Consider the following 24,062-nt stretch of genomic DNA (forward strand, 5'->3'; position numbering starts at 1 on the left):
AGGAATCACCTATATGAATGCTCCATTTACTTATGCATCGCCCACTCTTAGCGTAGAAGCGCTTAAGCATTCTATTGCCTACAAACTGATGTTCACGATTGGTAAAGATCCGGTCATTGCCAATAAACATGAATGGCTGAACGCCACGCTGTTCGCGGTGCGCGATCGCCTCGTGGAACGCTGGCTGCGTTCTAACCGTGCTCAACTGTCGCAGGAAACCCGTCAGGTCTATTACCTGTCGATGGAATTTTTGATTGGCCGAACCCTCTCCAATGCCTTGTTATCGTTGGGTATTTACGACGATGTTAAAGGGGCGCTGGAAGCGATGGGGCTGGATCTCGAAGAACTGATTGATGAAGAGAACGACCCCGGTCTTGGCAACGGCGGTCTTGGCCGTCTGGCGGCGTGCTTCCTTGATTCGCTGGCGACCCTGGGCCTGCCGGGGCGCGGCTATGGAATTCGCTACGACTACGGCATGTTCAAGCAGAACATTGTCGAGGGGCGGCAGAAAGAGTCCCCGGACTACTGGCTGGAATACGGCAATCCGTGGGAGTTCAAACGCCATAATACGCGCTACAAGGTGCGTTTCGGCGGGCGAATTCAGCAGGAAGGCAAGAAAGCCCGCTGGATTGAAACCGAAGAGATTCTGGCGGTGGCCTATGACCAGATTATCCCGGGTTATGATACCGACGCCACCAACACGCTGCGCCTGTGGAGCGCTCAGGCCAGTAGCGAAATCAACCTTGGTAAATTTAACCAGGGCGACTATTTCGCGGCGGTAGAGGATAAAAACCACTCTGAAAACGTATCCCGCGTGCTTTACCCGGATGACTCCACCTATTCGGGACGCGAGCTGCGCCTGCGCCAGGAGTACTTCTTGGTTTCCTCAACGGTACAGGACATTCTGAGCCGCCACTACCAGCTGCATAAAACCTATGACAACCTGGCGGATAAAATCGCCATTCACCTCAATGATACCCACCCGGTGCTGTCGATCCCGGAACTGATGCGCTTGTTGATTGATGAGCACAAATTCAGCTGGGACGATGCGTTTGAGGTGTGCTGCCAGGTCTTCTCCTACACCAACCACACGCTGATGAGCGAAGCGCTGGAAACCTGGCCGGTGGATATGCTGGGTAAAATCCTGCCGCGTCATTTGCAGATCATCTTTGAGATTAACGACTATTTCCTGAAAACGTTGCAGGAGCAGTATCCCAACGATACCGCTCTGCTGGGGCGGGCGTCGATTATCGATGAGTCCAACGGTCGTCGCGTCCGTATGGCGTGGCTGGCGGTAGTGGTGAGCCATAAAGTGAATGGCGTGTCGGAGCTGCACTCTAACCTGATGGTGCAGTCGCTGTTTGCTGATTTTGCGAGTATCTTCCCGACCCGCTTCTGCAACGTGACCAACGGCGTGACGCCGCGCCGCTGGCTGGCGCTGGCGAACCCGTCGCTTTCTGAGGTGCTGGACGAAAATATCGGGCGCACCTGGCGTACGGATCTCAGCCAGCTAAGCGAACTACAGCAGCATTGCGATTTCCCGCTGGTGAATCACGCGGTGCGCCAGGCGAAGCTGGAAAACAAAAAACGGCTGGCAATACTCATCGCTCAGCAGTTGAACGTGGTGGTCAATCCGAAGGCGTTGTTTGATGTGCAGATTAAACGTATTCACGAGTACAAACGTCAGTTGATGAATGTGCTGCATGTGATTACGCGTTATAACCGCATCAAGGAAGATCCTGAGGCGGAATGGGTGCCGCGCGTGAATATCTTTGCCGGTAAGGCGGCTTCGGCCTATTACATGGCGAAGCACATTATTCACCTGATCAATGACGTTGCTAAGGTGATCAACAACGATCCGCAGATTGGCGATAAGCTGAAAGTGGTGTTTATCCCGAACTACAGCGTGAGCCTGGCGCAGGTCATTATTCCTGCCGCCGACCTGTCTGAGCAGATTTCGCTGGCGGGTACGGAGGCGTCCGGCACCAGTAACATGAAGTTTGCGCTCAACGGCGCGCTGACCATCGGTACGCTGGACGGCGCAAACGTCGAGATGCTGGAGCATGTGGGGGCGGAGAATATCTTTATCTTTGGTAATACGGCGGAAGAGGTGGCAGAACTGCGCAAGCAGGGCTATAAACCGCGCGAGTATTACGAAAAAGATACGGAGCTGCACCAGGTGCTGACGCAGATCGGCAGCGGCGTGTTCAGCCCGGAAGAGCCGGGGCGCTACCGTGATCTGGTGGATTCGTTGATTAACTTTGGCGACCACTATCAGGTGCTGGCGGATTATCGTAGCTATGTTGATTGCCAGGATAAGGTGGATGAATTGTATCGTCATCCCGAAGAGTGGACCGCGAAAGCGATGCTCAATATCGCCAATATGGGGTATTTCTCTTCCGACAGGACGATCAAGGAGTATGCCGAAAATATCTGGCACATTGATTCGGTAAGGTTGTAACACGGGGCAGGACTAGCTGTAGGCCGGATAAGACGTTAGCCGCCATCCGGCAAAAGGCCCGGTGGCGCTGACGCTTACCGGGCCTGTGGACTGTTTTGTAGGCCGGATAAGGCGTAGCCGCCATCCGGTATTGTCATTACGACGCCAGCGACAACTGACGTTTGCCAATATATTCCGCCAGCCACTGGCTCACGCGGGACTGCTGCTCGGCGTTGAGCCACATCCCTTCTTTGGTGCGGCGCCACAACGCGTCGTCCGCACGACGTACCCATTCGTGATCCACCAGATACTTCAGCTCCGCTTCGTAAAGTTCGTGACCGAAATCTTCACCTAACTCGGCAACGGAGGTGGCTTCGCCGAGTATCCACTCGGTATTGCTGCCGTAGGTGCGGGAATAATGACGCGCCAGCGACTCCGTCAGGAACGGATAGCGGCGGCGCAGTTTGGCCGCGTAATCTTCACGATCGCCGCCGATATCCCCGCCAGGAAGCACGCACTCTTTAGTCCAGGCCGGGCCAATGCCCTGGTAATAAGACGACAGTTTTTCCATCGCGTGTTCGGCCAGCTTACGATAAGTGGTCAGCTTACCGCCGAATACCGACAGCAGCGGCGCTTTGCCGTTTTCATCGTGGATATCCAGCGTGTAGTCACGGGTGATCGCCTGCGGAGAATCGGACTCGTCATCGCACAGCGGACGCACGCCGGAGTAGGTCCAGACGATATCGTCGCGGCCCAGTTGTTTCTTGAAGTGCGCGTTATAGACTTTCAGCAGGTAATTGATTTCGCTTTCATCAATTTTCACTGCCTTCGGATCGCCTTTGTACTCCACGTCAGTGGTGCCGATGATTGAGAACTCATCCATCCACGGAATCACAAATACGATACGCTTATCTTCGTTTTGCAGGATATAAGCCTGTTTCTGCGTATGCACGCGCGGCACCACAATGTGGCTGCCTTTGATCAGACGAATGCCGTAGGGTGAAGGCAGGTGCATACCGTCGTCGAAGAACTGTTTTACCCACGGCCCCGTGGCGTTGACCAGACCACGCGCCTGCCAGGTGTGCTTTTTACCGGTATCGATATCTTCCGCTTCTACGATCCACAGACCGTTTTCACGACGGGCAGAGGTCGCTCGGGTACGGGTTAACACTTCCCCGCCTTTACGCACCACCATTTGGGCGTTTGCCAGAACCAGACGCGCATCGTCTACCCAGCAGTCAGAATATTCGAAACCGCGCACAATCTCCGGTTTCAGCACCGAATCTGCGCCAAAACGCAAACCGGTTGAACCGGGCAGACTGGTGCGCTTGCCCAGATGATCGTACATAAACAAACCAATTCGGATCATCCATGCCGGGCGCAGGTGCGGGCGGTGAGGCAGGCGGAAGCGCATCGGGAAGGCGATGTGCGGCGCCATTTTCAGCAGCACTTCACGTTCGGCCAGCGCTTCGCTGACCAGGCGGAATTCATAGTGTTCAAGGTAGCGCAAGCCACCGTGAATTAATTTAGAGCTGGCGGAAGAGGTTGCACAGGCCAAATCCTGCGCTTCCAGCATGAGCACGGATAAACCACGTCCGGCGGCGTCTGCCGCGATACCCGCACCGTTAATGCCCCCGCCTATCACAATCAGATCTTTGGTTTCCATGCTACCCTCTTGCACTTTCGTTAAAGCTCAAAAATGTTCGTTATCGAGCATAATAGCAAAAAAACGAGCTGGTGGTAACATCGAAAAAACATTTTAGAGTGATACATATAACATTATGGCGTTTACTTACCCCGGCGACGTACACTGAACGGTAAAATAGCCATCTGCATATAAAGCCTGCATATAAAAGAAAGAGAGACTCATGGATCAGTTTGAATGTATTAATGTCGAAGAAGCTCACCAGAAACTGCACCAGGGAACGGCGGTGCTGGTGGATATCCGCGATCCGCAAAGCTATGCGATGGGCCACACGCCGCAGGCGTTCCATCTGACCAACGATACGCTGGGCGAGTTTATGCGCGACCATGATTTCGATACCGTGGTGATGGTGATGTGCTATCACGGCAATAGCAGCAAAGGCGCGGCACAGTACCTGCTACAACAGGGTTATGACGCGGTTTACAGTATTGATGGCGGGTTTGATGCCTGGCACCGCCATTTCCCCTCAGAGGTGGCATTTGGCGCTTAAGCCCACAAAGATGCAGCCTGAAGCCGGAAGGGCCTATATACTGTCCTCTTTTGTGTGGACTAAGCGACAGCAACAATGTTGATGATTACCTCTTTTGCTAACCCCCGCGTGGCGCAGGCATTTGTTGATTACATGGCGACGCAGGGCGTTATCCTGACGATTCAACAACATCATCAAAGCGATGTCTGGCTGGCGGACGAATCTCAGGCCGAGCGCGTGCGGGCGGAGTTGGCGCGCTTTCTGGAAAATCCCGCCGATCCGCGTTATCTGGCGGCAAGCTGGCAGTCCGGTCATACCGGCAGCGGGCTGCACTATCGCCGTTTCCCGTTTATCGCCACATTGCGCGAGAGGGCGGGCCCGGTCACCTGGCTTATTATGATCGCCTGTATCCTGGTGTTCGTTGCGATGAGCATCGTCGGCGCGCAGAGCGTCATGGTGTGGCTGGCGTGGCCATTTGATCCGTCACTGAAATTTGAGTTCTGGCGCTATTTCACCCATGCGTTTATGCACTTCTCGTTAATGCATATCCTCTTCAACCTGTTGTGGTGGTGGTATATCGGCGGGGCGGTGGAAAAGCGTCTGGGCAGCGGAAAACTGATTGTTATTACCGTCATCAGCGCATTGCTGAGCGGTTATGTACAGCAGAAATTCAGCGGCCCGTGGTTTGGTGGGCTTTCCGGCGTGGTTTACGCGCTGATGGGCTACGCCTGGCTACGTGGTGAACGCGATCCGCAAAGCGGCATATATCTACAGCGTGGGCTTATTGCTTTTGCGTTGATCTGGATTGTTGCCGGGTGGTTTGATGTGTTTGGCATGTCGATGGCGAACGGTGCGCACATCGCCGGGCTGGCCGTGGGGCTGGCGATGGCATTTGCTGACACGGTGAATGCGCGAAAACGAACATGATTGGGGTTGCGCCGGATGGCGGCGAAACGCCTTATCCGGCCTACTAAAAATGCACGGTCGGTAGGCCGGATAAAACGCCATGCGTCGCCATCCGGCAAAATTCCAGGGAATAACAATGAAACAGACACAACGTCATGACGCTATCATCGAACTGGTAAAAAAGCAGGGATACGTCAGCACTGAAGAACTGGTGGAACATTTCTCCGTCAGCCCACAAACCATCCGTCGGGATCTCAACGACCTGGCGGAGCAGAATATGATCCTGCGCCACCACGGCGGCGCGGCGTTGCCTTCCAGCTCGGTAAACACGCCGTGGCACGATCGTAAAGCGACGCAAACGGCGGAGAAGGAACGTATTGCACGGAAAGTCGCTACGCAAATCCCCAACGGTTCAACGCTGTTTATCGATATCGGCACGACGCCGGAAGCGGTGGCGCATGCCTTGTTGGATCACAGTAACCTGCGCATTGTGACCAACAATCTCAACGTGGCGAACACGCTGATGGTGAAAGAGGATTTTCGCATTATTCTCGCTGGCGGTGAGCTTCGCAGCCGTGACGGCGGCATTATTGGCGAAGCGACGCTCGATTTCATCTCTCAATTCCGCCTGGATTTTGGCATTCTGGGGATCAGCGGTATCGACAGCGATGGGTCGCTGCTGGAATTTGATTATCACGAAGTACGCACGAAACGCGCGATTATTGAAAATTCACGCCATGTGATGCTGGTTGTGGATCACTCGAAGTTTGGTCGTAATGCGATGGTGAATATGGGCAGCATTAGCCTGGTGGATGCCGTCTATACCGATATGACGCCGCCAGCAGGGGTATTGCAGGTGCTTACCGACCACCATATTCAGTTAGAGTTGTGCTGATCGTGATTGTAGGCCCGGTAAGCGTAAGCGCCACCGGGCAATCATCACACTCCGTACCCCATCATTTTCAAAAGCCTCTGCGCATGTTGTACGGCGTCCTGACGATGCGCGACGCCGAGCTTCTGATATAAATTGCGAATGTGCGTTTTGATGGTCGTGGCCGCAACCGCCAGCTCGCCAGCGATTTGCTCGTTGCTGTAGCCGGAATAGATCAGTCCCAGAACCTGCCACTCACGCTGCGTTAGCGGGCTGGTGCGGATCAGCTCTGGTACGTCCGGGTGATTTAACAGCCGCTCCACAAAGCCCTCGTCAAAATGGGCGAACTTATGTCGATGGTGCTGGTTAATTTCCCGCAGGATGCGCTGTGCGCGATGTTGTTCAAGCTCCGGCAGCGTATTCAACTGAATCAACTGACGCAGTTGCTGCGCCATCGCTTCGCCTTCAATCACAAAGTGGCTGATGAAACCGGTACGGTTCGCCAGTTGCAGCGCATCAAGCAACACCCGCTGGGCGTCGTTTTTACGTCCGGCCTGCCAGTACAGTTGATTAAGCAACAGCAGGTTACGGTTAAGATCGCTCATTAAACGCAGGCTACGGGCGTTCTCGTTTAGCTCTTCCAGCACAATCTCTGCGGATTCAAACTCACCCAGCAGGATCTGCGCCCTGGCGATATTACGCCACTGGCCTTGCAGGAAGTGGTTGTTGGCAAATTCTGGTTTCGGCGTATGACGCAGCCAGTTGGCGGCGGACTTCTTATCGCCCGTCATCTGCCAGTAAATCACGCGAACCTTATCGGCATTGGAAATCCAGTCGCTGTGATACTGGCCGTTGCCCAGCAGGTTCTCCAGACGGTTCAACTGCGTGCGGGCATTATCCAGATCGCCGCGCGCCAGCGAGCACTGCACCAGCAGCGCCAGACACTGCAATTGCTGCTGCGGCTGGAATGCGGAAAGTACATCAATACCGCTGCGGGCGGAGGCTTCCGCTTCGTCAAGACGCGCCCATGCCCACAGAAGCTGCGCGCGAATGCGCATCAGGAACTCGTGCATCGGCAACTGTTCGAGATGTTGCTCTTTAATCAGCTGGAACGCTTTCTCCTGGGTTTCCCAGGCGGCCTGCAAAAAGCCCTGGGCGAAGAGAATTTCACTTTGTTGGAGCAGGCTCCAGAGGGCGTAATGCCAGACGTCATGATGACGCGACATTTGCTCAGTTTGCTGCATCAGCGACAGTGAACGGGAGAGATCGCCTTTACAGTGCAGCACTTCGCCGTGTACGGAGGTGGCGACAATACGGCTGTAAAACCAGGCGATCGGCAGCTCATCCAGCGCCAGTTTTGCCAGACGTTCCGCTTCATCCGGGTTGCCGTCGTTAATCGCGACCTGAGCGCGCAGGGCGTTGAATTCCGCATGCAGCGTACCGTCCATCATGCCCTGAATTTCTTGCTCAGCGCGCGCCAGCAGGGTATTCACTTCGCTGTAGCGGTGCTGGCTTTGCATCAGCCATGCCTGCAACAGAACCAGCCGCGGGTTTTCCAGCAAACTTTCCCACGGCAGGGCCTTTAACGACTCTTCCAGCAGCGCCAGCTCACTGTGGTTAAATAGCCCCCACGCATGATTCAGCAGGATATCGCGCAGCATATGCGCATCGCCCGCCGCCAGGGCATGGTGAATGGCTTCGCTGGGGAAACCTTGCGCCATCCAGCTTTCGGCGGCAGCGCGGTGGATATCCGGCAGCTCGGTCGCCAGTTCCCACTGGCAACGCTGACGCAGGAAACTGCCAAACAGCGGGTGATAGCTGAACCATTCGCCCGTATCGTCCATGCGTTGCAGGAACAGCCCCTGACGCTCAATCTCCTCCAGACGCATCTGCCCGTTCTCTTCGCCCGTCACGCGCACGATCAGCGCATCGTTCATCGAACGCAGGATGGCGCTTTTCAGCAGAAAATGTCGGGTACTCACGTCCACGTTGTCCAGCACTTCATCGACCAGGTAATCAGACAGATGGCTGGCGTTGATTCCCGCCAGGCGTCGCGCAGACTGGTGCGCGGAGTTATTGTTCTGGCGGGCGGAAAGGGCGATAAGCTGTAGCGCGGTTGCCCAACCGGCGACGTCGTCGCACATCCGGCTGCTCTCGGCGGCTTCGATAGGCGAGGACAGACGACGGTCAAAGAACTGTTTTGCTTCCTGATGGTTAAAGGCTAATTGCTGGCTGCCGATTTCCAGCAGCTGATCGCGAACGCGCAGATTAGCGATGCCGAGCTGCGGTAAATTACGCGACAGCACGACCAGCGTGAGATTTTCGGGTTGATGACGCAGGAAAAAGCGCATCGCGTCGTGGATCACCGGGTTTGTGATCAGATGGTAATCATCAATGACCAGATAAAGCGGGCGATGCCACTCAGCCAACTCAATAAAGAGTTGCGCGAAAAGGGAGGTCAGGCTGACGTACTGGCGTTTTTGCACCATGACTTCACTGGTGGAGCAATGCCCGCCCGTTGCCTGCTGAAGCGCGGCAATTAAATAACTGGCGAATCGCTCCTGCTGGTTGTCGCCTTCATCCAGCGAGAACCAGCCTAACTCGTTTTTCCCGGCTGCCCACTGTGAAACAAGCGTGGTTTTCCCATAGCCCGCAGGGCTTGTTACCAGGGCCAGCCTGAAATTGTTCGCGCCGGAAAGTTTAGCCAACAGGCGCTCACGAACCACCGTATGGTCGAGTCGAACCGGACGACTTAATTTAGACGGAATCAACATAGTAATCACTTCACTGTGAGGAAATGGGGAAATGCGATTTTTTTTGCGCTTCGTAATTAATAGATATAAGGTCGGACAGAAACCGGTTTAATGCAAGCTATGCAAGTTTTTTGTGTGTCTGAATTTGCACTCTGTCACAATTCTAAATATCCATTGCAAGAAACGGTTTAGCACGGTCTGAGTGTGCGTGGAGACTGGGATGGTGCCCGATCCTGCCTGCCCCAAATAATGCCGTTACCTCTGTGTGGTTACTGTACTTTTTAATGAAAGTCAGGAAGTAATGAACTCAGGGAATTATTCAGGAACGGAAATAACTGAATGGGGTTGATATTTCAGGTTAGAAACTATTTCCGCATTTACATATTCACTTTCAATAAACCTCCGCGATTTAATTATTTGTGTCATCGTGCGTAAAACGGCGTGCAGTCGCAGGTATGCTGTGCGGTAATTCGACGTATTCATCGGCAATCCACTACCTTTAAGTGGCGGCGATCACACTTTTATGCTCATCCCCACTACTCCTCCCTGCCTAATCCCGGGTGGGATGAGGAAGGTCAACATCGAGCCAGGCAAACTAACGATAACGTTGTTTTATTACCTGAGGATTCGGAATTTCTATGTCACAGCCTACCTTCAACAAAGATCACTTTCAGGCTGCCCTGATGCGTCAGTGGCAGCGTTTCGGTTTACTGTCGGCTCATGAGATGACATCTCGCCAGTGGTGGCAGGCCGTTAGCGGCGCACTGGCTGAATTGCTCAGCGCGCAACCTGCGGCGAAACCGGCTAAAAACCAGCGTCATGTTAACTACATCTCGATGGAATTCCTGATTGGCCGCCTGACCGGGAACAACCTGTTGAATCTGGGCTGGTATCAGGCGGTGAGCGATGTGCTGAAAACGCACGACGTCAACCTGACCGACCTGCTGGAGGAAGAGGTTGATCCTGCGCTGGGCAACGGTGGTTTAGGGCGTCTGGCGGCATGTTTCCTGGACTCTATGGCGACGGTAGGCCAGTCCGCAACGGGCTATGGCCTGAACTACCAGTATGGGCTGTTCCGTCAGTCTTTTGTCGATGGGCAACAGATGGAAGCGCCGGATGACTGGCATCGCGGTAGCTACCCGTGGTTCCGTCACAATGAACAGCTTGATGTTCAGGTCGGTATTGGCGGTAAAGTGACGAAGGACGGGCGTTGGGAACCGGGTTTTGTGATCACCGGGCAGGCGTGGGACTTGCCGGTGCTTGGCTACCGGAACGGCGTCGCACAGCCGCTGCGTTTGTGGCAGGCCGCGCATGCGCATCCGTTTAACCTGACCAAATTCAACGACGGCGATTTCCTGCGCGCGGAGCAGCAGGGGATCGACGCGGAAAAACTGACGAAAGTCCTCTATCCGAACGACAACCACACCGCAGGCAAAAAGCTGCGCCTGATGCAGCAGTATTTCCAGTGCGCCTGCTCGGTAGCGGATATTCTGCGCCGTCACCACCTGGCGGGGCGCAAACTGCATGAGCTGGCGGAGTATGAGGTCATTCAACTCAACGATACTCACCCGACCATCGCTATCCCTGAACTGCTGCGCGTGCTGCTCGATGAGCACCAGCTAAGCTGGGACGACGCCTGGGCCATCACCAGTAAAACGTTCGCCTACACCAACCATACGCTGATGCCGGAAGCGCTGGAGTGCTGGGATGAGAAACTGGTGAAAGCGCTGCTGCCGCGCCATATGCAGATCATCAAAGAGATTAATGACCGCTTTAAGAAACAGGTTGATAAAACCTGGCCGGGCGATAAGCAGGTGTGGGCGAAGCTGGCGGTAGTGCACGACAAGCAGGTGCGGATGGCCAATATGTGCGTGGTCAGCGGCTTTGCGGTCAACGGTGTTGCGGCGCTGCACTCCGATCTGGTGGTGAAGGATCTGTTCCCGGAATACCACCAGCTGTGGCCGAACAAATTCCACAACGTGACCAACGGCATTACGCCGCGTCGCTGGATCAAACAGTGCAACCCGGCACTTGCGGCGCTGCTGGATAAGTCGTTGAAGAAAGAGTGGGCTAACGACCTCGATCAGCTGATCAACCTGGAGAAATTCGCCGACGACGCGGCGTTCCGCAAAACGTATCGTGAGATTAAACAGGCGAATAAAGTCCGCCTGGCCGAATTTGTGAAAATGCGCACCGGGATTGAAATCAACCCGCAGGCGATTTTCGATATCCAGATTAAGCGCCTGCACGAATATAAGCGCCAGCACCTGAACCTGCTGCATATTCTGGCTCTGTACAAAGAGATCCGCGAAAATCCGAAAGCAGACCGCGTGCCGCGCGTGTTCCTGTTTGGCGCAAAAGCGGCGCCGGGCTACTATCTGGCGAAAAACATCATCTTCGCCATTAACAAGGTGGCGGAAACCATCAACAACGACCCGAAAGTCGGCGATAAGCTGAAAGTGGTCTTCCTGCCGGACTACTGCGTTTCGGCGGCGGAAATGCTGATCCCGGCGGCGGACGTCTCTGAGCAGATCTCTACTGCCGGTAAAGAAGCCTCCGGCACCGGCAATATGAAGCTGGCGTTGAACGGCGCGCTGACGGTCGGTACGCTGGATGGGGCGAACGTTGAGATCGCCGAACAGGTCGGGGACGAGAACATCTTTATCTTTGGTCATACCGTGGAAGAGGTGAAACGGCTGAAGGCCAAGGGCTACGACCCGGTGAAATGGCGTAAGAAAGACAAAGTGCTGGACGCGGTGCTGAAGGAGCTGGAAAGCGGCAAATACAGCAACGGCGACAAGCACGCTTTTGATCAGATGCTGCACAGCATTGGCAAACAGGGGGGCGATCCGTACCTGGTGATGGCGGACTTTGCCGCCTACGTTGCGGCACAAAAGCAGGTGGACGTGCTGTATCGCGACCAGGATGCCTGGACCCGGGCGACGATCCTGAACACCGCGCGTTGCGGGATGTTCAGCTCGGATCGCTCCATCCGCGATTATCAGGCTCGTATCTGGCAGGCAAAACGCTAAGGAAGCGCCATGGAACGCAAACGTCTGGATAATGCCGCGCTGGCGGCGGGGATCAGCCCCAATTACATCAATGCCCACGGTAAACCGCAGTCGATTGGCGCCGAAACCAAACGGCGTTTGCTTGATGCGATGCACCGCGCCACCGCCGCCACGAAGGTGGCGGTAACGCCAGTGCCGAATGTGATGGTGTATACCGCAGGCAAGAAGATGCCGCTGGCGGTAGAAGGCAGCGGCGATTTTAGCTGGCTGCTGACCACCGAGGAGGGCGTACAGCACAAGGGGCACGCCACCGGCGGTAAAGCCTTTACGCTTCCGGCAAAGCTGCCGGAGGGGTATCACACGCTGACCCTGACTCAGGGCGAACAGCGCACGCACTGCCGGATCATCGTGGCGCCGAAACGCTGCTATGAGCCGCAGGCGCTGCTGACCGGACAGAAGCTGTGGGGGGCGTGCGTTCAGCTTTATACCCTGCGTTCGGAAAAAAACTGGGGTATTGGCGACTTTGGCGATCTCCAGTCGATGCTGACGGATGTTGCGAAACGCGGCGGCGCATTTATTGGCCTGAACCCGATTCACGCCCTCTACCCGGCAAACCCGGAGAGCGCCAGCCCGTACAGCCCCTCATCCCGCCGTTGGTTGAATGTCATTTATATCGACGTGAATGCCGTTGACGATTTCCGGTTGAGCAAAGAGGCGCAGGCCTGGTGGAACATGCCGGCGACGCAGCAGACATTGCAGCGCGCACGGGACGCCGAATGGGTTGATTATTCTGCTGTTACCGCGCTGAAAATGACCGCCCTGCGGATGGCATGGAAAGGTTTTGCGCTTCGTGATGACGAGCAGATGGCGGCGTTTCGCCACTTTGTCGCCCAGGAAGGCGACAGCCTGTACTGGCAGGCGGCATTTGACGCGCTGCACGCGCATCAGGTGAAGGAAGATGAGTTGCGCTGGGGCTGGCCGGTCTGGCCGGAAGCGTATCAGTCAGTGAACTCGCCGGAAGTGAAACAGTTCTGTGAAGATCACCGCGATGAGGTGGACTTTTACCTCTGGTTACAGTGGCTGGCGTATACCCAGTTTGCCGCCTGTTGGGCGGTATGCCAGGGTTATGATATGCCGATTGGCCTGTATCGCGATCTGGCAGTAGGGGTTGCGGAGGGCGGGGCGGAAACCTGGTGCGATCGTGAGCTGTATTGCCTGAAAGCGTCGGTGGGCGCGCCGCCGGATATCCTCGGCCCTCTGGGGCAGAACTGGGGACTGCCGCCGATGGACCCGCACATCATCGCCGCTCGCGCCTATGAGCCGTTTATTGAACTGCTGCGCGCCAATATGCAGAACTGCGGCGCTTTGCGTATCGATCATGTTATGTCGATGCTGCGTCTGTGGTGGATTCCTTACGGTGAAACGGCGGATCACGGGGCGTATGTGCATTACCCGGTGGACGCCCTGCTCTCTATTCTGGCGCTGGAAAGTAAACGTCATCGCTGCATGGTGATTGGCGAAGATCTGGGGACGGTGCCGGTGGAAATCGTGGGTAAACTGCGCGACAGCGGCGTTTACTCGTATAAAGTGCTCTATTTCGAGAATGATCATGAGAAGAACTTCCGCGCGCCGAAAGCGTACCCGGAACAATCAATGGCAGTCGCGACGACGCATGACCTTCCTACGCTGCGCGGCTACTGGGACAGCGGCGACCTGACGCTCGGCAAAATGCTGGGGCTTTACCCGGATGAAGTGATATTGCGTGGGCTGTATCAGGATCGTGAGCTGGCGAAGCAGGGTCTGCTGGACGCGCTGCACAAATACGGTTGCCTGCCGAAACGCGCCGGGCATAAGGCGTCGCTGATGTCGATGACGCCGATCCTCAACCGTGGAATGCAGCGTTATATCGCGGACAGCCATAGCGCATTGCTGGGGTTGCAGCCGGAAGACTGGCTGGACATGGCGGAGCCGGTCAATATTCCAGGCACCAGCGACCAGTACAAGAACTGGCGGCGCAAGTTGTCCACGACGCTTGAGAAGATGTTTGCCGATGACAAGGTGAATAAACTGCTTAAGGATTTGGACAAGCGGCGAAAAGCGGCCGCGAAGAAGAAGTAAAAAAAGCCGGGAAATTCCCGGCTTTTTTATGATGACAACACGTAGGCCTGATAAGCACAGCGCCATCAGGCAATTCTGGCGCACATTGCCGGATGGCGGCTTTGCCTTATCCGGCCTACAGGCCGTCTCGGTTACACCACCATTCCCAGCAGCAGACACCCAATCAGGCCGCAGACGGAGATAATGGTTTCCAGCATTGACCAGGACTTGATGGTTTCGCCGATGGTCAGGTTGAAATACTCTTTGAACAGCCAGAAGCCTGGATCGTTTACGTGAGAGAAAATGACGCTACCGGAACCGACGGCGATAACCATCAGCTCAGGGCTTACGCCCGTCGTCGCAATCAGCGGCGCCACGATACCACCCGCGGTAATTGCGGCCACGGTGGCAGAACCGAGCGCGATACGCAGTACGGCTGCGATGGACCATGCCATGAACAGCGGAGAAACGTTGGTTTCGTTCATCATGGACGCGATGTATTTGTCTACGCCGCTATCAACCAGTACCTGCTTAAACGCGCCGCCGCCGCCGATGATCAGCAGCATCATCGCGATGATTTTGATTGAGGAACCCAGCGTGTCGTTAATCTGATCCATTGAGCGGCCACGGTTCAGACCGAACGTAAACATCGCAATCAGTACCGCAATCAGCGTTGCCATTACCGGGTCGCCAAAGAACTCAGCAACCGGCAGGAAGGCATGACCTTTTGGCAGCACCATTTCTGCAACGGCGCGCATGGCCATTAAAATAACCGGCACCAGAGAAGTCCAGACGCTGACGCCAAAGCCAGGCATCTCTTCTTCAGTAAAGTTTTTTGCGCTGTACAGACCTTCCGGGATCGGCTTATCGATGCCTTTCAGGAAGCGGGCAAATACCGGGCCAGCGAGAATTACGGTCGGGATAGCCAGAATTGTACCGAACAGCAGGGTTTTACCCATATCGGCGTGGAAGATCGTGGCGATGGCGGTCGGGCCCGGGTGCGGAGGCAGGAAGCCGTGGGTAACGGACAGCGCCGCCGCCATCGGTACGCCGACATACAGCAAAGGAATGCTGGCCGCCGCTGCGATGGTGAATACCAGCGGCAGCATCAGCACGAAGCCCACTTCATAGAACAGTGCGAAACCTACCGTGAAACCGGTTAATACCACTGCCCACTGGATGTGTTTTTTACCAAATTTGGCAATCAGCGTGGTCGCGATGCGCTGTGCGCCGCCGCAGTCTGCCAGCATTTTGCCCAGCATGGCGCCGAAACCCATAATCAGGGCGAGGCTACCAAGAGTACCACCAACACCAGCTTTAATAGAGCCAATGACTTTATCCAGCGGCATTCCTTGCATCAATCCAACAGCAAGTGCCACCAGGACGAGAGCGATGAAACCGTTCATTTTGAAGCGGATCATCAGGAGTAATAACAAAATTACACCGATAGCGACGATGACTAATGGCATGATTTACCTGGCCTTTCATTTGTTATGGGTAACGTCGGTGTGTCGACGAAAAATTCCGCTTGCCCCAACCGGGAACAGAAGCGTAACGGCACCAATACTGATTGACTTTAACACTATCTGGTTTAGTCGGCTGTTATGGGGATGTTTGGTGCCCATATGAATGATACGGGTAACATATAGCGATTGAGAATCACCCTGGCAGGCAAAATTTAAATTATGAGAGGCAGGTCATGTTATCGGAGGGGAAAAGCGGAAGATATCATCACGCCGGATGGCGGCGTAAACGCCTTATCCGGCCTACGGGATACGCATTGCAGGCCCGGTAAGCGATGCGCCACCGGGCAAAACGCCGGATGGCGGCGTAAACGCCTTATCCGGCCTACGGATATACATTGCAGGCCCGGTAAGCGACGCGCCACCGGGCAAAACGCCGGATGGCGGCGTAAACGCCTTATCCGGCCTACGGGATATGCATTGTAGGCCCGGTAAGCGACGCGCCACCGGGCAGAATCTTAGTAGTAAGAGTGCTCGCCGCGCTGGTGTTCGGTCAGATCGCGAACGCCTTTCAGCTCAGGGAATTCATTCAGCAGCTGCTTCTCGATCCCTTCTTTCAGGGTCACATCGACCATCGAGCAACCGTTACAGCCGCCGCCAAACTGCAAAATGGCGTAGCCTTCGTCGGTGATCTCCATCAGAGAGACGCGACCGCCGTGACCGGCAAGCTGCGGGTTGATCTGTGATTGCAGCATGTACTCCACACGTTCCATCAGCGGCGCATCATCAGCAACCTTACGCATTTTGGCGTTTGGCGCTTTCAGCGTCAGCTGAGAACCCAGCTGATCGGTGACGAAATCGATCTCGGCATCTTCCAGATACGGCGCGCTCAGTTCATCAACATAAGCGGTCAGCAGGTCAAATTTCAGGGCAGTGTCGCTTGCTTCCACGGCGTCCGGCGGACAATAAGAAACGCCGCATTCAGCGTTAGGCGTACCGGGATTGATCACAAATACGCGGATTTGTGTCCCTTCTTCCTGATTTGCCAGCAGTTTGGCAAAGTGCGCTTGTGCAGCATCGGAAATATGGATCATAGTAATGGCCTAATAGTTGACTATTTTACTTGGTTATAATACGCCCATCATCGAGGCTCTACAAGGTTCGACACAGGCACCATACCTGGACAGTCGCCGCGCCGTTGCGCAAAAGCAGCTGCGCGATCTCCGCGACGGTACTTCCGGTAGTGACGACATCATCCACAATGACCATATGGAGTCCCTGTACCGGCAATTCAAGGCGAAACGCATTTTTCAGGTTATGTTTGCGCAATCGGGCGCTGAGATGGTGCTGAGTGGCGGTGGCACGAAGGCGCGTGACGCTTCGGCTGTCCCAGCCGCAGCCCAGCCAGCGCGCCAGGGGGCGACACAGCAGATCGCTTTGGTTAAATCCCCTGCGCCAGTGACGGCGCTGCCAGAGCGGCACGCTGACTAAGCGATCCGGTAGCGGAAGCGTCGATGCGCGGTGTGCGTGTAAGACTTCCAGCAACAGCAGGCGTGAAAGGGCGGCGGCGACGTCGCTGCGGCGAGAGAATTTTAGCTGGTGGATAAGTAAACTCAGCGGCGGTACGTAGTCGCTGACCGTCACCAGACGCTGCCACGGCGGGGGTTTTTGCAGACAACGCCCGCAGGGAATGGCGGCGTGCGCAGCGGGTAATCCACACTGTGGGCACAGGCTGACGCGGCGACGCGCCGCTCTCGTGCAAACCGAACAAATCCCCCAGTGACTCAACGCCAGCGGCATTCGGCATAGCCAGCATAATCCCGGTACTGTTAGCATATGTTCATCCTTGTTAGCCAAAAGAGAACAGTAACTGATGAATGACATCTGGTGGCAGACTGAAGGTCAGGGAAATTGCCATCTTGTGCTGCTGCACGGATGGGGACTGAATGCGGAAGTGTGGAATTGCATTCGTGAGGAACTCTGCGCGCATTTCACGCTGCATCTTGTCGATTTACCCGGATTTGGCCGCAGCCAGGGTTTTGGCGCGATGTCGCTGGAGCAGATGGCGGAGCATGTGCTGAAACAGGCGCCTGATAAAGCCGTCTGGCTTGGCTGGAGTCTGGGAGGACTGGTGGCGAGCCAGGTGGCGTTAACCCATCCTGAACGCGTTCAGGCGCTGGTGACCGTCGCGTCATCGCCCTGTTTCAGCGCTCGCGAAGCGTGGCCGGGTATTAAGCTGGATATCCTGGCGGGATTTCAACAGCAGCTCAGCGAAGATTTCCAGCGTACGGTGGAACGTTTTCTGGCGCTGCAAACGTTAGGCACCGAAACCGCGCGTCAGGATGCCCGCACGCTGAAAAGTGCCGTGCTGGCGTTGCCGATGCCGGAGGTTGCGGTACTGAACGGTGGGCTGGAGATATTGAAAACGGCCGACCTGCGAGAGCCGCTTAAATCGCTGACCATGCCGTTCCTGCGTCTGTATGGTTATCTGGATGGTCTGGTGCCGCGCAAAGTCGTGCCGATGCTGGATGCCGCATGGCCGGAGAGTGAATCTCAGGTGTTTGCAAAGGCCGCCCATGCGCCGTTTATTTCGCATCCCGGCGAATTTTGTCAGGCGTTGATGGCGTTAAAGCAGAAGATATAATTATTGTCTATGCAGTGCCGGATAGCGGCGTAAACGCCTTATCCGGCCTACAGGTTAGCTACCGTTCGCCATCTGGCAGAACGTTAACGCAACGTCCACCACTCCCGGAGACAGGCTTTTCCTTCCGGGCAGCTTTTGCAGCTACCGGACAGACAGCCGTCGGGATCTTCCTGAATCCGCACGGCCCTGCCCATATTCTCCAGCTGATTCAGCATCGCGTCGATCATCGGCTGCGGCGTATGCAGCGTGCGGCTAATCTGCATTGCCTCCATACGCCCCTGCAAAGCCAGTAAATCACGAACCTGAATAAGTGACGCCATTGTTCTCAACCTTAGTGACAGTTGCCGGCAGGGCTTGCGCAGCAGGCGCTGGCCGTTTTACGCGTCGCCAGCAGTTCGATATCCACCCGGCTGCGGGCGCGTCGTAACAGCCCCAGCACCACGATGTTAAACAGGATGACCGCCAGAATGCAGACCAGGCTATAGGTCGGATGCTGGCTAAAGCTTGCAACCTGATAGAACAGGGTAGACAGCGAGTAGGCGATATTCAGCCCCCACAGAATCGAGAAGCTCATCCAGCCTCGGCTGGATTCACGCGCGATAGCCCCCATCACCGAGATGCACGGTACATACAGCAGAACGAAAATCAGATAGCTGTATGCGGCAGCGGCGCTGCCAAACTTCGCGTCCATCACGCCCATCGCCCCGGTCGCCATTTCACCGTCGCCTTTGCTGGCTTCGATTGGGTTAGCCAGTACGCTAAGGCTGAAGGTGTCTTTCAGGCTTTGCCAGGTTTCATCGACCGCGCCCAGCAGCTCGTCGCCGAGATGGAAGTCAGCCGGATTAAACTCTTCTTCCTGAATATTTTCAGCGGTATAGAGGGTGTTCAGCGTCCCTACCACCACCTCTTTCGCCATTGCGCCGGTGAACAGGCCAACGGTCGCCTGCCAGTTATCTTCATGAACGCCAATCGGTTTAAAGACAGGCGTAATCACGCGGCTGATGGACGCGAGCGCAGAGTCGTTGATGTTATCGACGATTTTTCCGCTCAGGGAGAAGCTGTTAAACGCGCTGAGGAAAATACTGACGATGATGATGACCTTACCGGCACGCAGCACAAAGCCTTTCAGGCGTTGCCAGGTCTGGATCACCAGGCTTTTGATGTGCGGCACATGGTAGACCGGCAGTTCCATCACGAACGGAGAGGCTTCGCCGCGCATAATCGTGTGTTTAAGCATCAGGCCGGTCAGTACCGCCATCACGATACCCAGCACATACAGCGAGAAAACCGCCAGCGCGCCGTTTTGCCCAAAGAACGCGGCGGCAAACACGGCGAAAATCGCCAGACGTGCGCCGCAGGACATAAACGGCGCCATCATAATGGTCATCAGACGTTCACGCGGCGCGTCCAGGGTACGGGCGCCCATCACGGACGGGACGTTACAGCCAAAGCCGACAATCAGCGGCACGAACGATTTACCCGGCAACCCCAGCGCCTGCATCAGACGGTCCATAACGAACGCCGCACGCGCCATGTAGCCGGAGTCCTCCAGGAAAGAGAGGAACAGGTACATCATGCCGATCTGCGGCACCAGCGGCAGAACGGTATTGATACCGCCGCCCAGCCCCTGCGCGAGGAAAATGGTAAGCCAGTCCGGGAAGTGCAGCGTGTAGCCGATCCACTGGATGCCGTGAATAAAGAGCGCCACGGAACCCACGTCGAACAGGGGTTGCAGCGCGCCGCCAATGTTAATGGCGAGCAGGAACATCAGGTACATGACGAACAGGAAAATCGGCAACCCGAGGAAACGGTTCAGGATGACCTTATCTACCGCTGCGGTGAAACGGCTGGGTTCCGCCGTCAGGGTGTTGCTGACCACGTCGCAAATCGCGGCGATGCACTGATAACGCGCATCAGCGATGTGTAGCGCCGGGTCATCCATCTCTTTGCTCAGGCGAGTGAGCGACGCCTCAAGGTTTTGCGCGGCATTACCGGCGTAAACGCGGCTGTAGATATCGCCTTCCAGCATCTGCAAGCCTAGCCAGCGGCGCTGTTGCGCCGGCATATCCGCCGCCATGACGTCGGCCAGCGATTCGGCCTCGCGCAGCAACGGCTGAGCATAATGTACCAGCTCAACGTTTTCGTTTTCTTTATAGCGATCGATAGCCAGTTTCAGGGCTTCAATCCCACGGCCACGCGTGGAAACCAACGGCACAACCGGGCAACCAAGGCGTGCGGACAGCGCGTCGATATCAATGCGAACCTGCTGTTTCTCCGCGATGTCGAGCATGTTGAGCGCCACAATGCAGGGAATGCCCAGCTCAAGCAGTTGCAGCGTCAGGTAGAGGTTGCGCTCAAGGTTAGAGGCATCCACCACGTTGATCAGCAGGTCTGCGTCGCCGCTCAGAATGTAATGGCAGGCGATTTGTTCGTCGAGGGAGGTTTGTGACGAAATGGTGGTCAGTGAATAGGTGCCGGGTAAATCGACCAGCGTGACCTGATGGTCGGTTGTTGCGAACTGACCTTCTTTGCGTTCAACGGTAACACCCGCCCAGTTCCCCACACGCTGACGCGCGCCGGTGAGCTGGTTAAATAATGTTGTCTTGCCGGAATTTGGATTACCAATTAAACCAATGGTTAATTTTTTCATTTTTATAGACTCACCGAATTAACAGGAAACCGCTTCCACTTCTAATAACGCCAGATCTTTCTTACGTAATACCAGGCTCACGCGGCGAGTTTCGATATGAATAGGATCGCCTAATGGGGCGACGCGCACTACGTTAAATGAAGAACCTGGCAACATGCCGAGTGAAAGCAGTTTCTGACGATATGCCGGGCTGATTTCATGGGAAAAGCCGGTAATTTTCCACGCCGTGTCTGGAATGAATTGCATAGGGGGCCTACTTGTTTCTCGCTAACTGGACGTATACCTCATGCGCGCTCAGAAGGCGGCATAAGACCAGATGATTAGCCAACGAAAGAAAGATTAAATAATCAACAAGACAATGATAATGAGAATGGTTTTTATCATCAATGATTAAAATGTGACGGAATGTAGAAATGGATAATAAATTGAGTCAGTTTTGACATGGCTCAACATTTATTCGTCTTAAAAAGAACGTGTTGATTTAAACATTATTCAGCGTTGCTAATGTTTAATTAAGGTTTCATCTGTTAATGAATTGATAATTACCAGTACTGGCAACAGGCGGGTAATGAATTAAGCAATTTAATTCGTAAGATTTAATTGTTAATTTCAAATATAACGGCCGGATGGCGGTATAGATACCTCATCCGGCCTACAAGCATAAGGCTTGATTAGCGTTTTTTACCCATTGCGGCCGCCAGCGCGTCCATCATGGCGCTGTTGCCCGCAGGCTGCGCGTCACGACCACGCGGCTTCGCCGCTTTTGCCGCCGGGCGGTTGCCCTGGGCGCGATCGTTGCCGCCGCCGCCGCGACGGGCGTTGGTTTCACCCGGCTGCTCGTCCAGACGCATGGTCAGCGCGATGCGCTTACGTTGCAGGTCAACCTCCAGCACTTTCACCTTCACGATGTCGCCCGCTTTCACCACGGTGTGTGGATCTTCGACGAACTTATTCGACAGGGAAGAGATGTGCACCAGACCGTCCTGATGTACGCCGATATCCACAAACGCGCCAAAGTTGGTGACGTTGGTTACGGCGCCTTCCAGAATCATGCCCGGTTGCAGATCGTTCATGGTTTCTACGCCATCAGCAAACTGCGCGGTTTTGAACTCTGGACGCGGGTCGCGGCCCGGTTTTTCCAGCTCTTTGATGATGTCGGTAACGGTTGGCACGCCGAATTTGTCGTCGGTGAAATCCACCGCTTTCAAATTGCGTAGCTCGCTGCTGTTGCCCATCAGCGCTTTCAGCGCCTGTTGGGTGGCGGCAAGAATACGCTCGACCACCGGGTAGGCTTCCGGGTGAACGGTGGAGGCATCCAGCGGGTTATCGCCGTGGTTGATGCGCAGGAAGCCCGCGCACTGTTCAAAGGCTTTCGGCCCCAGACGGCTCACTTTCAGCAACTGCTGGCGGTTCTGGAACTGACCGTTTTCATCACGCCAGGCGACGATATTCTGCGCCATCATGCGCGTTAAGCCTGCCACGCGAGTCAGCAACGGTACGGACGCGGTATTGAGATCGACGCCGACGGCGTTTACGCAGTCTTCCACAACGGCATCCAGCTTACGGGCAAGCTGGGTCTGGCTGACGTCGTGCTGATACTGGCCGACGCCGATGGATTTCGGATCGATTTTCACCAGCTCCGCCAGCGGGTCTTGCAAACGACGGGCGATAGAGACTGCGCCGCGCAGCGAAACGTCCAGATCCGGGAACTCCAGCGCCGCCAGCTCGGAAGCGGAATACACCGATGCTCCGGCTTCGCTGACGATCACTTTCTGCGCCGTCACTTTCGGGAACTGTTTCTGCACGTCGAGGAAGAAGCGCTCGGTTTCGCGCGATGCCGTGCCGTTACCAATCGCCACCAGCTCAACGTTGTGTTTTTCGCACAGCGCGGCAACCGCCACCGCAGCTTTAGCCGCCTGACCGGTATGTGGATAAATAGTGTCGGTGGCGACCAGTTTACCGGTGCCGTCCACTACGGCGACCTTCACGCCGGTACGCAGACCCGGATCGAGACCCATAGTCGCGCGCAGGCCAGCAGGCGCCGCCATCAGCAGATCGTGGAGATTGCGGGCAAAGACGTTAATGGCTTCATCTTCCGCGCGTTCACGCACGGTGCCCATCAGTTCGGTTTCGAGATGCATCAGGACTTTGATGCGCCATGTCCAGCTCACCACGCCTTTGCGCCAGCTATCCGCCGGGGCGTTGTTCAGACGCAGGCCGAGGTGATCCTGGATGATCTGCTCGCAGTGGCTCTCTTTGGGCGGCTCATCGAATTGCGGGTCGGCATTCAGCGACAGTTGCAGCACGCCTTCGTTGCGGCCACGGAACATCGCCAGCGCACGGTGTGAAGGAACGGTGGCGATCGGTTCGTGATGATCGAAATAGTCACGGAATTTCGCCCCTTCCTCCTCTTTGCCGCTTACGACGGTCGCGACCAGATGGGCGTTCTTCCACAGATAATCGCGCACTTTCGCCAGCAGCGCCGCGTCTTCGGCAAAACGCTCCATCAGAATATAGCGCGCGCCATCAAGGGCCGCTTTGGCGTCCGCCACGCCGTTGTCAGCGTCGATGTATTTTGCCGCTTCCGTTTCCGGGGTGTGGGAGGGATCTGTCCACAGCAGGTCAGCCAGCGGTTCAAGTCCGGCTTCGATGGCGATTTGCCCGCGCGTGCGACGCTTGGGTTTGTAGGGCAGGTAGAGGTCTTCGAGTTCGGTCTTACTTAACGTGCCGTTGATGGCGTTAGCCAGCTCATCGGTCAGCTTGCCTTGCTCGGAAATGGACTTGAGAATGGCCTGACGTCTGTCTTCCAGTTCACGTAGATATCCCAGACGGGTCTCCAGATTACGCAACTGCGTGTCATCCAGCCCGCCGGTGATCTCCTTACGATAACGTGCGATAAACGGCACGGTGTTCCCTTCGTCAAGCAGGCGAACGGCAGCGTCTACCTGTTCGGCGCGTGCCTGAATTTCACCTGCGATAATGCGGCAGAAAGAATCATTCATCATGGATTTAGTTTCATCTGAGTAAAAAATCAGGGGATAGTTATACGGATT

Annotated in this window: 16 protein-coding genes; 7 read left to right on the forward strand and 9 right to left on the reverse strand. The window is 55.6% G+C overall.

From position 1 onward, the window contains the following. The first annotated feature begins 13 nt into the window (after nucleotides 1-13). On the forward strand, nucleotides 14-2,461 hold the full coding sequence (glgP, locus tag OGV79_RS02900; protein WP_047460644.1) for a glycogen phosphorylase: 2,448 nt from the start codon (nucleotides 14-16) through the stop codon (nucleotides 2,459-2,461). A 136-nt stretch (nucleotides 2,462-2,597) separates the two neighbouring features. On the opposite strand, the gene glpD is transcribed toward glgP, so the two are convergent. Next, nucleotides 2,598-4,106 (reverse strand): glycerol-3-phosphate dehydrogenase, encoded by a 1,509-nt coding sequence (gene glpD / locus OGV79_RS02905; protein ID WP_012135531.1) that lies wholly within the window; start codon nucleotides 4,104-4,106, stop codon nucleotides 2,598-2,600. Between the two features lie 202 nt (nucleotides 4,107-4,308). Here glpD and glpE point away from each other — a divergent pair, with 202 nt between their 5' ends. From glpE to OGV79_RS02920, 3 genes are all read left to right on the forward strand, one after another. Beyond that, the gene (gene glpE, locus OGV79_RS02910; protein WP_198448729.1) at nucleotides 4,309-4,635 is read left to right on the forward strand and encodes a thiosulfate sulfurtransferase GlpE; all 327 of its coding nucleotides are present in this window, start codon (nucleotides 4,309-4,311) and stop codon (nucleotides 4,633-4,635) included. A gap of 75 nt (nucleotides 4,636-4,710) precedes the next feature. Beyond that, a complete protein-coding gene (gene glpG, locus OGV79_RS02915) occupies nucleotides 4,711-5,541 on the forward strand; it encodes a rhomboid family intramembrane serine protease GlpG (protein ID WP_049011819.1) in 831 nt (276 codons plus the stop codon). Between the two features lie 115 nt (nucleotides 5,542-5,656). Next, on the forward strand, nucleotides 5,657-6,415 hold the full coding sequence (locus OGV79_RS02920) for a DeoR/GlpR family transcriptional regulator (protein ID WP_012135527.1): 759 nt from the start codon (nucleotides 5,657-5,659) through the stop codon (nucleotides 6,413-6,415). A gap of 44 nt (nucleotides 6,416-6,459) precedes the next feature. Here OGV79_RS02920 and malT read toward each other — a convergent pair whose 3' ends face one another. Further along, the gene (gene malT / locus OGV79_RS02925) at nucleotides 6,460-9,165 is read right to left on the reverse strand and encodes an HTH-type transcriptional regulator MalT (protein WP_012135526.1); all 2,706 of its coding nucleotides are present in this window, start codon (nucleotides 9,163-9,165) and stop codon (nucleotides 6,460-6,462) included. A gap of 617 nt (nucleotides 9,166-9,782) precedes the next feature. Here malT and malP point away from each other — a divergent pair. Further along, on the forward strand, nucleotides 9,783-12,176 hold the full coding sequence (gene malP, locus OGV79_RS02930; RefSeq protein WP_058668199.1) for a maltodextrin phosphorylase: 2,394 nt from the start codon (nucleotides 9,783-9,785) through the stop codon (nucleotides 12,174-12,176). 9 nt (nucleotides 12,177-12,185) lie between these two features. Further along, nucleotides 12,186-14,273, forward strand: coding sequence for a 4-alpha-glucanotransferase (gene malQ / locus OGV79_RS02935; RefSeq protein WP_286467203.1), 2,088 nt, complete (start codon nucleotides 12,186-12,188; stop codon nucleotides 14,271-14,273). A 131-nt stretch (nucleotides 14,274-14,404) separates the two neighbouring features. Here the strand turns inward: malQ and gntT are convergent, their stop codons facing one another. The 3 genes from gntT to gntX all read right to left on the reverse strand — a co-directional run bounded on the left by gntT (nucleotide 14,405) and on the right by gntX (nucleotide 17,551). Continuing rightward, on the reverse strand, nucleotides 14,405-15,721 hold the full coding sequence (gene gntT, locus OGV79_RS02940) for a gluconate transporter (RefSeq protein ID WP_012135522.1): 1,317 nt from the start codon (nucleotides 15,719-15,721) through the stop codon (nucleotides 14,405-14,407). A 512-nt stretch (nucleotides 15,722-16,233) separates the two neighbouring features. After that, nucleotides 16,234-16,809 carry a Fe-S biogenesis protein NfuA gene (gene nfuA / locus OGV79_RS02945; protein WP_012135521.1) on the reverse strand — a complete coding sequence of 192 codons (576 nt, stop codon included), beginning with the start codon at nucleotides 16,807-16,809 and terminating at the stop codon, nucleotides 16,234-16,236. A gap of 58 nt (nucleotides 16,810-16,867) precedes the next feature. After that, a complete protein-coding gene (gntX, locus tag OGV79_RS02950; RefSeq protein ID WP_024131016.1) occupies nucleotides 16,868-17,551 on the reverse strand; it encodes a DNA utilization protein GntX in 684 nt (227 codons plus the stop codon). Nucleotides 17,552-17,588: 37 nt separating this feature from the next. Here gntX and bioH point away from each other — a divergent pair, with 37 nt between their 5' ends. Beyond that, nucleotides 17,589-18,359, forward strand: a complete 771-nt coding sequence (bioH, locus tag OGV79_RS02955; protein WP_286467208.1) for a pimeloyl-ACP methyl ester esterase BioH — start codon at nucleotides 17,589-17,591, stop codon at nucleotides 18,357-18,359. 83 nt (nucleotides 18,360-18,442) lie between these two features. Here bioH and feoC read toward each other — a convergent pair whose 3' ends face one another. The 4 genes from feoC to OGV79_RS02975 all read right to left on the reverse strand — a co-directional run bounded on the left by feoC (nucleotide 18,443) and on the right by OGV79_RS02975 (nucleotide 24,014). Next, nucleotides 18,443-18,679, reverse strand: a complete 237-nt coding sequence (gene feoC / locus OGV79_RS02960) for a [Fe-S]-dependent transcriptional repressor FeoC (protein ID WP_012135518.1) — start codon at nucleotides 18,677-18,679, stop codon at nucleotides 18,443-18,445. 11 nt (nucleotides 18,680-18,690) lie between these two features. Further along, complete coding sequence (gene feoB / locus OGV79_RS02965) at nucleotides 18,691-21,009, reverse strand: Fe(2+) transporter permease subunit FeoB (protein ID WP_115625995.1); 2,319 nt, start codon at nucleotides 21,007-21,009, stop codon at nucleotides 18,691-18,693. A gap of 18 nt (nucleotides 21,010-21,027) precedes the next feature. Next, nucleotides 21,028-21,255, reverse strand: a complete 228-nt coding sequence (gene feoA, locus OGV79_RS02970; protein WP_012135516.1) for a ferrous iron transporter A — start codon at nucleotides 21,253-21,255, stop codon at nucleotides 21,028-21,030. Between the two features lie 425 nt (nucleotides 21,256-21,680). Continuing rightward, nucleotides 21,681-24,014: a Tex family protein gene (locus tag OGV79_RS02975; protein WP_110493717.1), complete on the reverse strand. Its 2,334-nt coding sequence runs from the start codon at nucleotides 24,012-24,014 to the stop codon at nucleotides 21,681-21,683. Nucleotides 24,015-24,062: the final 48 nt, after the last annotated feature.

Source organism: Citrobacter sp. CK185 (assembly GCF_030333565.1).
Classification (GTDB): domain Bacteria; phylum Pseudomonadota; class Gammaproteobacteria; order Enterobacterales; family Enterobacteriaceae; genus Citrobacter_B; species Citrobacter_B koseri.